The organism is Luteibacter sp. 22Crub2.1 (assembly GCF_900167995.1).
In the GTDB taxonomy this organism is placed as follows: Bacteria; Pseudomonadota; Gammaproteobacteria; order Xanthomonadales; family Rhodanobacteraceae; genus Luteibacter; species Luteibacter mycovicinus.
This window is the reverse complement of record NZ_FUYT01000001.1, coordinates 36,449-48,942: the sequence shown is the minus strand read 5'-3', so window position 1 is coordinate 48,942 and position 12,494 is coordinate 36,449. Positions and strand designations below refer to the sequence as shown.

8 protein-coding genes are annotated in these 12,494 nt (G+C 65.5%); 7 read left to right on the top strand and 1 reads right to left on the bottom strand.

Going from position 1 to position 12,494, the window contains the following annotated elements; genetic code table 11:
• From B5X73_RS00185 to B5X73_RS00170, 4 genes are read left to right on the top strand one after another with little or no spacing between them, the layout of a single operon-like run.
• On the top strand, window positions 1–582 hold the full coding sequence (locus B5X73_RS00185) for a hypothetical protein (RefSeq protein WP_217699707.1): 582 nt from the start codon (window positions 1–3) through the stop codon (window positions 580–582).
• A complete protein-coding gene (locus tag B5X73_RS00180) occupies window positions 579–1,928 on the top strand; it encodes an AMP-binding protein (protein ID WP_079519802.1) in 1,350 nt (449 codons plus the stop codon). Before B5X73_RS00185 ends, B5X73_RS00180 begins: the two co-directional genes overlap by 4 nt.
• Window positions 1,925–2,494, top strand: a complete 570-nt coding sequence (gene pnuC, locus B5X73_RS00175) for a nicotinamide riboside transporter PnuC (RefSeq protein ID WP_079519800.1) — start codon at window positions 1,925–1,927, stop codon at window positions 2,492–2,494. Before B5X73_RS00180 ends, pnuC begins: the two co-directional genes overlap by 4 nt.
• Window positions 2,491–3,525 (top strand): AAA family ATPase, encoded by a 1,035-nt coding sequence (locus B5X73_RS00170; RefSeq protein ID WP_079519798.1) that lies wholly within the window; start codon window positions 2,491–2,493, stop codon window positions 3,523–3,525. Before pnuC ends, B5X73_RS00170 begins: the two co-directional genes overlap by 4 nt.
• On the opposite strand, the gene B5X73_RS00165 is transcribed toward B5X73_RS00170, so the two are convergent.
• Window positions 3,522–5,000: a SulP family inorganic anion transporter gene (locus B5X73_RS00165; RefSeq protein ID WP_079519796.1), complete on the bottom strand. Its 1,479-nt coding sequence runs from the start codon at window positions 4,998–5,000 to the stop codon at window positions 3,522–3,524. The two genes, B5X73_RS00170 and B5X73_RS00165, sit on opposite strands and share 4 nt — an antisense overlap.
• Window positions 5,001–5,296: 296 nt before the next feature.
• Here B5X73_RS00165 and B5X73_RS20840 point away from each other — a divergent pair, with 296 nt between their 5' ends.
• The 3 genes from B5X73_RS20840 to B5X73_RS00155 all read left to right on the top strand — a co-directional run bounded on the left by B5X73_RS20840 (window position 5,297) and on the right by B5X73_RS00155 (window position 12,488).
• Window positions 5,297–5,461 (top strand): hypothetical protein, encoded by a 165-nt coding sequence (locus B5X73_RS20840; RefSeq protein ID WP_176167665.1) that lies wholly within the window; start codon window positions 5,297–5,299, stop codon window positions 5,459–5,461.
• 84 nt (window positions 5,462–5,545) lie between these two features.
• Window positions 5,546–7,162 (top strand): asparagine synthase-related protein, encoded by a 1,617-nt coding sequence (locus B5X73_RS00160; protein WP_079519795.1) that lies wholly within the window; start codon window positions 5,546–5,548, stop codon window positions 7,160–7,162.
• A gap of 124 nt (window positions 7,163–7,286) precedes the next feature.
• Window positions 7,287–12,488 (top strand): autotransporter-associated beta strand repeat-containing protein, encoded by a 5,202-nt coding sequence (locus B5X73_RS00155; protein WP_176167664.1) that lies wholly within the window; start codon window positions 7,287–7,289, stop codon window positions 12,486–12,488.
• Window positions 12,489–12,494 lie beyond the last annotated feature (6 nt).

Sequence of the window (12,494 nt, the reverse complement as noted above, 5' to 3'; positions counted from 1 at the left end):
ATGAGCAACGGTCTCCCCCTCGAATGGCTTCTGCGGCGCCTGATCGACGTGCCGTCTGACTTTCTCGATCCGCCGCGGCGAGGCAGGGAAGGGCGCGTGCATGTGGCTGCCGTCGTCAACGACATGCTGACGCGCCACGGTGAGACGACGCCACCCGCCTTGCTTGCGACCCTCTCGGGGGATCTGTTGGGGGTCAGCGCGGCGCAGCTCACGCTTTCCGCGGTACTGGCCTGGCTTCTGGCCGACGAGCGCTGGCTGGCGGCCGGCGCCGTGCCTTCTTCCATGCCGGCCCTGTTCACCGACGCCATTCCCGCGTTGGCGGCCGAGGCGGATGCGGCTCGCTACGTCTTCGAGGCCGACCGTCGCGAAGAGCTTGCACGCACCGTCTTGGCACGGCTGGCGTTGCTGCCCGAGGGCGAGACGGCCCATCAGGCGGCGGACCGGCTCGCCAGCGTCAGTGGCGTCGAACGCCGCCGCCTGCTGGAGGCAAGCCGTGCCGCCGAAGAGCGGGCACGAGCCATTCGTGAGGCACTGGCCGCGAAAGCGGCCGCCGAATCCGCGGACAAGTGGACTCGCGAGTGAGTCGTGAACCCACCGATGCGGACCGGTATCCGACGTTGTCCGACGCGGGGCGCGCCGTGCTGAGGCATATGACCGAGCATCCGCATGCACCGGTGTTCCGCAACCGGAGTGGCAATCGCCTGTTACACGAAGAAGTCGCGGGATTGCGCGACTATGAGCGCAATGAAGGTCATGCGCCGTTCGCGTGGTCGCCGGGTGTGACGCCACCCTGGCTGGGCGCTTTCGTCGCCCACGTCCACGCCGAGGTACCGTACTACCGCAGCCGGGGCCTGCCGCTTTCGTTCGATCGCATCGCCACCGTGGATCGCGGCGATCTCGCTGCCGACGTCGCCCGTTTCGTGCCCGATTCCGTTTCGCTGGACCGACTCATCAACTTTCGAACGACCGGGACGACGGGACACCCGCTGGTCCTCCCATCGCATCCGGTGGTGGCCGGGCGCTACCTGGCCTATCACAAGCGAGCGCTGCGACGTGCGGGAATCACCCTGCGGCATGGTCGCGGCGACGTCGGGGTGATGCTGCTCGGCATGCAACGCACGTGCTTCACCTATGTGTCCGTCACACCGTCGATGGACGAGTCCGGGCTGGCCAAGATCAATCTGCACCCGGATGACTGGCGTGACGCGGGCGATCGTGCGCGGTACATCGACGCCATGCGGCCCGAAGTCATCGCCGGGGATCCCATTTCTTTCGCCGAGCTGCTTCGACTGCCTGTGCGGCACCGGCCGACAGCGTTGCTATCGGTCTCGATGGCCTTGTCGCCGTCGCTCGCTGCCGCACTTCAGGAGCGCTTTGCCTGCCCCGTGCTGGACATCTACTCGATGAACGAGGCCGGGCCACTCGCGGTCTTCGACGAGGCGCTTGGCGGGCATCTTCTTCTGCAGCCCGGGATGTTCGTCGAGGTCGTCGACGCGTCCGGTCGACCTGTGGCGCCCGGTGAGACCGGTGAAATCACGCTTACCGGCGGCTTCAATTTCTGCCTCCCGCTCCTGCGTTACCGTACGGGCGATCACGGCGCACTCGTGGCGAGCGACGAGGGCCCCGTGATCGCCCGGCTGCACGGACGCCAGCCCGTGCGTTACCAGACCGCCAGCGGGTCATGGGTGAACAACATCGACCTGACCCATGCGCTGCTGGCGTATCCGCTGTCGCGTTATACGGTGCATCAGTACGCCGATCGACGCGTTCTGCTGCGACTGGCACCCGGTGACATCGTGCATGCGGATGAAGCTTCCGCGAGCCTCGCCAGCGCATTGCACGGTGTCGAGGTGACGGTCGTCCCGCTCGACGGCGACGACAAAGTGCTGCAATACACCACCGATGTGCGGGAAGGACTGACACGATGACGTTACTGGAAGGGGCGGCCAACACACTGGCCACCTTGTCGATTCTTCTTGCCGGCAGGAACAGCGTACATACGTGGTGGACCGGCATGGCGGGCTGTTCGTTGTTCGCCGTGTTGTTCTGGCAGACGAGGCTTTACGCCGACGTCCTGCTGCAGGTGTTCTTCGTCGTCGCCAGCATCGTGGGGTGGTGGCACTGGAGCCGTCGGGGTGCCGAGGGTGACGGTAACGTGCACCGGACCGGAGCGAGCGCTCTGGCGTGGATGACGCTTGCGGCGGCGATCGCTACGGTGGGTTACGGCACGTTGCTGCATCGGTTCACCGACGCATACGCGCCGTTTGCCGACTCCTTCGTGCTGGCTGCGTCGGTGCTCGCCCAGCTGCTGCTCATGCGCCGGCGTATCGAGACCTGGCCGGTCTGGCTATTGGTGAACACCGTCGCGGTGCCGCTTTACGCCTCGCGTGGTCTGACCGTCACCGCGGTGCTTTACGCCGCGTACTGGGTCAATGCCCTGGTCGCGTGGCGACACTGGGTACGCCTTTCCCGGACGGAGGCCTCGCCCGCGTGACCCGGTATGCGCGGGGACTGATCGTGGGCAAATTCTGCCCGCTGCATCACGGCCATCAATATCTGATCGAGCGGGCGCGCTCCCTGTGCGAGCAGCTGGTGATTCTGAGCTACACCCGGCCCGAATTTCCAGGCTGCGAGCCCGCCCGGCGTGAGCGCTGGCTGGCCGACCTGTACCCGGATGCGATCCGCTGTGTGCTGGACGACGTCCGGCTTGCGGAAGCGTGCCGCCAGCGCGGGCTACCTGCGGTCTCGCTTCCCGACAACGATGCGGCGGATGCCGTGCAGCGCCGGTTCGTTGCCTGGGTCCTGCGGCACCTGATGGACACGGTGGTCGATGCCGTTTTCACCAGCGAGGACTATGGCGACGGGTTCGCCTCGGCGCTTTCGGCGGAGCAGCGTGCGCACGGCGGACCTGCCGTCGCTCATGTCATGGTCGACCCGCAGCGCGTGGCTGTGCCCGTGTCCGGTACGATGATCCGTGACGATGTGCATGCGGCACGCCACTATCTGTCCCCCGTGGTCTACAGGGACTTCGTGCGTCGCGTGGCGATTATCGGCGGCGAGTCCACCGGAAAGTCGACGCTCGCGGCACAGCTGGCGGCAGCCATGGGCACCGTCCACGCCGCGGAATATGGGCGAGAGTTATGGGAAGCGAAGCACGGCGCGCTGGTGCACGACGACATGCTGCACATCGCGCGCACCCAGATCGCTCGTGAGGAATCGCTGGTGGCCCAGGCGAACCGCTATCTGATCTGCGATACGACGCCGCTGACGACGGCGCTATACGCGGAGGTCATGTTCGATGCGGTGGCTGATGAACTCGACGCGTTGTCGCGACGCGCGTATGACCTCGTCTTCCTTTGCTCGCCGGATGTGCCGTTCGTACAGGACGGCACGCGGCGGGATGAAGCCTTCCGACAATGGCAGCACGAATGGTACGTGCGCGAACTCAAGGCTCGTAACGTGGCTTACCGGCTTCTGACCGGATCGTGGGAAGCGCGCCTGTCCATGGCGCGAGCCCTGCTTTAACGGGCGTCATCCGGGGTTCCGTGTGCCTCGGCACCGCCCACACGCATCAGCAAGGCCTCGCAGGCGTCGTTCATCCGCGTGACGCGCAGTTGCTTGCCCTGCTGCGCATACCGGCGCCGCAGCGCTTCGATGGCCTCGACGGCGGAGTGATCGTCCAGATGCGCCCCGGAACAATCCAGCTCGACATAGGCCGGATCGTTTTCCACGTCGAACATGGTCTGCAGTCGTGCCGTGGCCGCAAAATACAACGTGCCATGAAGCCGGTAACGACGACCTCCATGGGGCAAGGCCTCGCGCGTCACGCTGAGGCGATCCGCATGTTTCCAAGCGAAGGCGATCGCGGCGATCAGCACGCCGCAGAGAACGGCCGTGGCGAGGTTTGCCAGCACTGTGATGACGGTCACCGCGACGATCGTCAGCGCATCGGCCACCGGCAGCCGGCGCAGCAGGGGCAGGCTGCCCCAGGCGAAGGTCTTCTGCGCCACCACCAGCATGACACCCAGCAGAGCGGCCAGCGGAATGCGCTCGATCAGCGGCGACAGAAACAGGACGAAGCACATCACCAGCACGCCCGCGGTGATGCCGGACAAGCGGGTGCGCCCGCCCGAGGTCAGGTTGATCATGGTCTGGCCGATCATGGCGCAGCCGCCCATGCCTCCGAACAGGCCGGAGACGACGTTTGCGGCGCCGAGCGCGATGCATTCGCGATTGGGCTGGCCTTCGGTCGCCGTGATCTCATCGACCAGATTCAGCGTCAGCAGCGTTTCGAGCAGGCCGACCATGGCCATCACGAGCGCATAGGGAAAGACGATTCTGAGGGTGTCCAGCGTCAGCGGTACCTGCGGCCAGTGAAGGACGGGCAGCCCACCCTTGATGGAGGCGATGTCGCCCACGTCGCGCGTGTGCAGACCGAACACCTGCACGAGCAGGCTGACGATCACGATCGATGCCAGCGCCGAGGGCAGGACCCGCGTCAGCTTCGGCAGGACATAGACGACAAGCATGGCGACCAGCGCCAGTCCCAGCATCAGATAGAGCGCGCTGCCGCTGAGCCAGCCGCCGCCGGGCGCATGCAGGTGCTCCAGCTGCGAGCTGGCGATCACGATGGCCAGTCCGTTGACGAAGCCCAGCATGACGGGATGCGGGATCATGCGTACCAGCTTGCCCAGGCGGAGCAGGCCGAACAGAAGCTGGATCAGGCCACCGAGAAGGACGGTGAGCAGGAAGTACTCGCTGCCGTGCTGAACGACGAGGGCGATGATCACGACCGCCATCGAGCCGGCCGCGCCGGAGATCATGCCGGGACGGCCACCGAAGGCCGCCGTCAGCGCCGCGATGATCGCCGCGCCGTACAGACCCATGAGGGGATTGAGGTGCGCCACCAGCGCGAACGCCATGGCTTCGGGCACGAGCGCGAACGCGGTGGTGAGTCCGGCCAGAACGTTCTGGCGGACGGAAGGCAAAGAGCGGGTCATGCGGTTTTCCTGTGTGGCACACGCCTGAGGCGGCGCGAATCATCCCGGCCATGCCTGCGGCACGGCACATCGCTGAAGCATGGGCGTCAGGTCAGGGTGGCGTAAGCGACACGAGGGAATACACGGCTGGCGGACTCGAAAAGACGGCTCAACCCGCAACCTTGCCATGTTGCGTCGCATCAATCAAGGCGCGATTCCTGCCGATACCGCGTAGTCGTGACCGGTGGCGACTACGAATGGCTGTGCTAGCTTCGTTCGGGCCGCATCAGGCGGCCCCTCAACTTCGGAGCGTTATCATGGATAAGCGCGACCAGCCGACGCAAAACGTCAATCCCTTCGGTGTCCAGATGGATGCCGCGATGCCTGCTGGCATCACGTCTAAGAAGTGGGCACCGAAGATCGACGATGTCGGCGATATCGGCCGGATCGGCTCCACGCACAGCGGTGGCGATTGGGGCTGAGTGTCCGGGCGTTATTTCGATCCGCCGTATATCACCGAAGCCGTCTCGTCACCGAGGCGGCTTTTTTCGTGAAGGAGCTTGCCAGTGATCAAGGCTGAGATGGCGCTGGCCGACCTGTCGTTCGCCCCTGTCATGCATGAGGCACGCCTTACTCTGGGCTCGAGCTACCTCGTTCCTCATAGCCATCCCATGCTGGAGACACGCCTGGTGCGGATGCCGGGTCGATGGTTTCTGGTTGTCAGAGAGCGCATGGCCACGTCAGGCAGCGACGAGCCAGAACCCGCCACTGTCGTCGACGCACAGGATGACGCGACGTATGACGCCCTGCATCGGGACTGTCTGCTCTGGCCGCTCGACTACGTGCTGATCGAGGCGGCACAGGCGGGACACCGTCTGCGTATCCGTGCGGGCGTGCTCGGCACGGCCCCCGTGTATTGCAGGGTGACCGACGACCGGGTCAGCGTCTCCTGGGACTCGGCGGATTTCGCCCGCGGACCCGCGGTGATCGATACGGAAGTGGCGATTCATCAGCTGGTCCTCCGTACGACTTATGCGGCACGGCAGCTGTATACGGGCGTGGTGCTGCTGACCGAGCGCGCGTCGCTGTTTGTCGAGCCGGGCGGCGCGCGGTATCGCTATCCGGAGGCTGTCGAGGATACGGCGCCCGTCGATGACGACGGGGAGGACACGCTGCCGACATTCGCCGCCGCCCTGGAACGAGCCGTCTCGCTGCGTCCCTGGCTCGAAGGGAGCGTGTCCCTCGAGCTCAGTGGCGGAATGGACTCGGCGACGGTCGCGGCAGCACTCGCGAGCCTGCACCGGAACATCGACAGCAAGGGCATCCTGCTCGACGGCGGGGTACGTGCTCCGCAGGTAAGGCGACGCCGGCAGATCGCGGATCGCCTCGGGCTGGCCGATCACACCGTCGACATCAGCGATTATCCGCCCAGTCTCGATCTGGACACACCGCGGGAGACTTACGGCTTCTGCCGTGAGTTCTATCTGGAAGCGTGTTCGGCGCTCTGGTCCTCGGCCCGCGACAAAGGACGCCATACCCTGTTTACCGGTGTCGGCGGCGACGAGCTGTTTCCCGCCTACCTCGACGAGATCTCCGTCGAGGCGGCGAAGGGCCCCCTCTGGGGCCGCGACGCCCGCAGCTATGCGGAAGGACTGCTGACGCCGTGTGCGCAGGCGATCGCACGCAGCCGGCCGCTCTTCGACGCGCCCGCCAGTCCGGTACCCGTGACATCGTTGCTGGCCAATGCGTGCCGCTCTCCGGATCTGTTGAAGCACGGGCAGTGGCCGGTTCATCCGTTGAGCGATCCACAGCTGGCGTATCTGTGTCACCGGCTGCCGCGGAGCAGCCGCGAGGGCAGGGAAGTCATGCGGCGCTACCTCGAGAGCCGACTGGGGGGCGATGTCTTTCCGAAGGGTTATCTCAAGGAAACGTTCGCCCATGTATTGCCGGCCCTGGTCGCGCGGCATGCCGACCGCCTTCTTGCGCAGCTGCGGGAGTGCGCACTGGCGGACCTAGGGCTGGTCGACCGGGACGCTGTCGCGCGCCTGGTCCGGCATGTCGCTGCGACGCTGTCTCACCCGGCAACGTCCGCGCTCGCCTCGTTCCTCTGGCTGGAACGATGCGCGCGACAGGCGAGCGCCGCCGGTTTCCATAGCGGGGCGGGTCCGGGAGCCGCTACCTAAGGTACATAACGGGCGGGACATCGACCTAAGGAGCGACGAGGTTGGCGGCCGGCCATCCTATGCCGCAGCGCACATGGCGCCCCGTCGATTCTTGTTGCAAGATATTTCGCAACAAGGGGGATACATGGAAGCATCGCAAGGGGTGAGCGCCCACGGCAACCTGCCGTCCGGCGTGGGGATGAAGCTGGGCGCCATGGCGCTGGCTGTGGCATTGGCACTGGGGCTTTCAGCGTGCGGCGGCGGCGGTGGGGGCGGCGGCAACGTCCGACCCACACAGCCCACGCAGCCCGTCCAGCCCACGTCGCCACCCTCGGGCGGAAGCGGCACGACGCCCTCGGGCGAAATCGACGTCGCCGCGAACGACGTCGTCGTGCGAGCTGACAACCTGACCGGGTCGACCGATCTGGTAAAAGGCGGCGCGGGCACGCTCACGCTCACCGGCACCAATAGCTACACCGGGACGACGCTCGTGCAGGCGGGCAGTCTCTATGTCGATGGCGATCAGTCGGCCGCCACAGGCGCAGCGACCGTGGCCAGCGGCGCGACGCTCGGCGGCAAGGGCATCATCGGCGGAAGTGTCACGGTATCCGATGGCGCCACCCTGGCGCCGGGCAGCGGCGGCGCGATCGGTACGCTCACCGTCAATGGCAACCTCAGTCTGTCGTCGGGTTCCCGGCTGGACTACGGTCTGGGCGATTTTGTCGACGTCAAAGGCAACCTGACGCTGGATGGCACGCTCGGTGGAAGCCCGGCGTCCGGTTCCGCGACGGGGCCCGGCGTCTATCGACTCATGAGTTACGGCGGCAGCCTGGTGAACAACGGGCTGGACGCACCGGCCGGCTGGCTCGTGCAGACCGGCGTGGCGCACCAGGTGAATCTGGTGAATGCCCAGGGCACGCGTCTCAGCTTCTGGGATGGCGATGCCGGCCCGGCGAGTGACAACGTGGTCAATGGCGGCAATGGCACGTGGCAAAGCGGCAATGCCGCGTCCAGAGCGAACTGGACGGACGCCAACGGCGTGACCAACACCGGGTTCGCCGATGGATCGTTCGCCGTATTCCAGAGCACACCCGGCACGGTCACTGTCGACGCCAGCCAGGGCGACGTCAGCGTTGCCGGTATGCAGTTTGCGAGCAACGGCTATATCGTTAGGGGTGATGCGATTCATCTGACCGGTAGCGCGACCGATCCGGGGCAGTCGATCATCCGCGTGGGCGACGGCAGCGCAGCTGGATCGGGCTATATGGCAACGATCGACAGCGTCCTGACCGGAGCGTCGGGCCTGGTCAAGACGGATGCGGGCACCCTGGTGCTCAGCGGCAGCAATACCTACACAGGCGGTACGACGATCAGTGGCGGCGTGCTGCAGCTGGGCAACGGCGGCACCACCGGCAGCCTTGCGGGCGACGTGACCGACAACGCCGTGCTCGCCTTCAACCGTAGCGACACCAGCAGCTTCAACGGCATCGTCAGCGGCGCCGGCTCCCTGCGGCAGATCGGCAGCGGCACGCTCGTGCTCACTGGCAACAACACCTATACCGGCGGGACCACGGTCGACAATGGCATCCTGCAGATCGGTAACGGAGGTGCCACCGGCTGGCTGGTCGGTGACATCGTCAACAACAAGTACGTCAGGTTCAACCGAAGCGACGATGTCGTCTTCGGCGGAAACATAAGCGGTACCGGTTCGCTGTTGAAGGATGGTGCCGGCAAGTTGATCGTCACGGGTTCCATCACCGAGGACAGCGCCACCACCTCGACACGCCCGACCGTGATCACCGCCGGCACGCTGCAAATTGGCAACGGCGGAACCACCGGCTCGATCGCCGGTGACATCACGAACAACAGCGCGCTGGTCTTCGACCGGAGCGACACGGTGACCGTTTGCGGCATCGTCAGCGGCACGGGCTCACTGACCCAGGCGGGCACGGGCACGTTGATCCTGGCCAACACCGCCATCTTCAGCGATATCACCATCAGCAGAGGTACCCTGCAGATCGGTAACGGCGGCGGCAATTCGTGGCGCACCGGAAGCATCGCGAACAACGGCACCCTGATCTTCAACTTCGGTTATCCGAGTGGCGTCGGTGGCGGCACCGATGCGGTGATCAGTGGCAGCGGTAACCTGATCAAGCAGGGATCCGACCTGTTCGTCCTCAGCGGTGACAACACCTACACCGGCGGCACGCTGATCAGCGGCGGTACGCTGCGACTTGGTGCGGGCGGCACCACCGGGTCGGTGACCGGCGCCATTATTAACAATGGCGTCCTGGGGTTCGACCGGTCGGACAATGTGACCTTTGCCAATCAGGTCACGGGTACCGGCGCGCTGCGGAAGGACGGCTTCAACACGCTCACCCTCACCGGCGATGTGGCAAGCACGGGCGGAACGAACGTCGCGCTCGGCACGCTCCAGATCGGCAATGGTGGAACGTCGGGCACGCTTGCAGGCGATGTCTTTGTCAGCGGCACGCTGGCGTTCAACCGCAGTGACGACCAGACCTTCAGCGGGAACATCAGCGGGGATGGCCAGGTAGTGAAGCTCGGCGGTAACACGCTCACGCTCACCCGCGGCAACGCGTCCAGCGGTGGTGGCGGTCCATGGTTCGGCACCGATGTGGTCGATGGCACCCTGAGGATCGCGAGCGGAGCGGCGCTGAAGTACTCGACCACCGTGGGCGGCAACCTCGCCCATGCGGTCCTGCAAGTGGACCACGGCGCGACCATCGCGTACACGACGCTTGCCGACGGGGCCACGTTGGACAACGCCGGCCTCGTGCATACGAACGATGCGTTCACGGCGGTGGGTGGGACCCGTGCCGCCACCGTGCTCAACCACGACGGTGGGGTGATCGAGACGGTACCCCAGGTGGGTTACGTCGGTGGCGCCGTCAATCTCGGCGCGAACAGCACGTTGATCAACGCCTCGGGCGCCGTCATTCGCGGAGCCATCGGTGTGGAATCGTCGGGCGTGGTCACCAACGACGGCGGGACTATCACCGGTATGACCGATGACGGCATCAATGGCCATATGACCGCGGTCACGAATACGAATGGCGGTCAGATCACCTCGGGGAGCGACTCGCGGATGCCCACCGCTCCCATCAGCGCCGGCATATTCTCGTACGGCCACGACGCAACGATCAGCAATCTGAGCGCCAGTTCGATTCTTGGCAAGCGCGTTGGCGTCGCCCTGAATGATGGCGGCACGGTATTCAATGACGGTGGCAGCCTCATCTCGGGCAGTACCGGTGTATCCACCTACAACCAGGACCTGACGATCGCCACCGTCAACAATACGAACGGCGCCCGGATCACCGGTGCGCAGACGGGCATCAGGCTCGAGTTCGGCGGTGTCGTGAACAATGGCGCAGGCTCGACGATCGAGACGACCGCACCGACATCGGGCGATTGTTCGGGGACGCCGGCCTGTGCCATTTACGTGCCGGTCTACGGTGGCGTCGGCAACTACGGTTCCGTGGGCACACTCACCCTGTCCAATGCGGGTTTCATCCTGGGCGACGTGCAGATGGACCCGGCTCGCGTCAACGACATCACGCTGATCGCCGGCGGCTACATTCACGGCGCACTGAAGATCGGCAGCAATACGGCATCCACCCTGACGCTCGATGGCGGCGCCGGCAGCAGCCAGCTGTATTCGACAGCGGTGACAGGCGGCACGACATTTGGCGGAAGCCTGATCAAGAACGGCGCCGGTACCTGGACGCTCGATAACAATCAGTTGCAGGGCGTGACGAACACATCGATCAACGCGGGTTCGCTGCGTGCCTCGCAGGCGATCGCGGGTAACGTGACCGTCAATGCGGGAGGCACGCTCGACGGCGTTCCCGGGGTCCATGGCAACCTCATCAACGCGGGCAGGGTCGCCTTGCATGGCGGCGATACATCGGTCGGCGGCAATTTCGGCCAGGCGTCCGGCGGCAGGCTTGCCGTGAGTCTCGGCAGCAAACTCGCCGTTACCGGTTCGGCCGCGCTCGACGGTACGCTCGAGGTCACCGGTGCCGACAACGGGTATGTCAGCAATACGCACACGGATGTACTTACCGCAACGGGCGGTGTCACCGGGACGTTCGGTGCGCTGGTCAAGGATTCCGGTGTCGTTTTCACCTCCAGCACGATCAACTACGGCCCGAACAGCGTGTGGCTCGACACGACGGGCCTCAACATCACGGCCGCCATGCAGAGCAGGGGAGCGGTGCTGACCCGCGCCTCGCTGGCCAGCGCCCAGCGCGTGCAGAGCGCATTTACGCAGCTGGACACGCGCATCGCCAGTGGGACCGTCCCGGCGGTTCCCTCGAACTTCGTCGAGGCGGCAGGGCAGTTCCAACAAGCGCCCACGGTGCAGGCGGCACAGTTCTCGCTGGAGAGTCTGTCAGGCGAGCTGCATGCGGCCAGCGCCGCCATGACGTTCGAGGCGATCGATGCGTCGGGCCGTGCCATGTCCGATCATTTCGACGACCTGCTCGACAAGAAGGCAGGTTATGGGATGTGGACGCACAACCTCAGCACCAGCGGCGACATGGGGCGGTCAGGCTTCGACGGCGTTGGGTACCAGTTGAACGGCTGGATGTTCGGTGGCGATCAGCAGATCGGAAGCTCGGGGGTCGCGGGCTTCGCGTTCGGGCAGAGCCAGGCGCGTCAACAGCTCGACCGGAGTTCCGACCGCAATCGCAGCCGGAACACCGAAGGCATGTTTTACGCGGGAGCGTTCAACGGCAACTGGTACACGCAGGGGCGTATCGGGTTTGGCCACTTCCAGCAGGACGTGAATCGTCAGCTGCTGCTTGGGACGAGCGCCCAGGGCGTCGGGACACGGTACGGCGGCGATTACAACGTCGCCTACGGCGAAAGCGGTCTGAACCTGGACTGGGCGGGCACGCGGGTCTTGCCGTTCGTCAATGTCGAGTACGCGAACATCCGACGCGACGGGTTCGCGGAGCAGGGTGCCGGTGGATTCGGTCTGCAGGCGAATGCACAGACGGTGGACCGGTGGCAGGCCGGTGTCGGCTTGCGCGCCAGTCGACGCTGGGATTTTGGTGGCGGACGCTCACTGGATTTCCGGATGAGTGCGCAGTTTCAGCGAACCGTCGCCTCGCGAGGGGACGTGTTCGAGGCAAGCTTCGTCGGCCTTCAGCAATATCAGCCTTTGGTGGGCATCGGCCTGTCGCGCTACAGCGGCGTGTTCAATGTCGGCCTGAAGGCGGCGTTGTCGGAGCTTACGTCGCTGGACTTTGGCTATGATTATCAGCGAGGGCAGCGAGATCAGGCGCAGATGGTATCGGCGCGATTGATCAAGGCGTTCTGACCGCCA

What these genes read in the sequence shown, in the direction of transcription:
- B5X73_RS00185 (WP_217699707.1), top strand. Translation starts at nt 1, where the DNA reads ATGAGCAACGGTCTCCCCCTCGAATGGCTTCTGCGGCGCCTGATCGAC.
- pnuC (WP_079519800.1), top strand. Translation starts at nt 1,925, where the DNA reads ATGACGTTACTGGAAGGGGCGGCCAACACACTGGCCACCTTGTCGATT.
- B5X73_RS00165 (WP_079519796.1), bottom strand. Translation starts at nt 5,000, where the DNA reads ATGACCCGCTCTTTGCCTTCCGTCCGCCAGAACGTTCTGGCCGGACTC.
- B5X73_RS20840 (WP_176167665.1), top strand. Translation starts at nt 5,297, where the DNA reads ATGGATAAGCGCGACCAGCCGACGCAAAACGTCAATCCCTTCGGTGTC.
- B5X73_RS00155 (WP_176167664.1), top strand. Translation starts at nt 7,287, where the DNA reads ATGGAAGCATCGCAAGGGGTGAGCGCCCACGGCAACCTGCCGTCCGGC.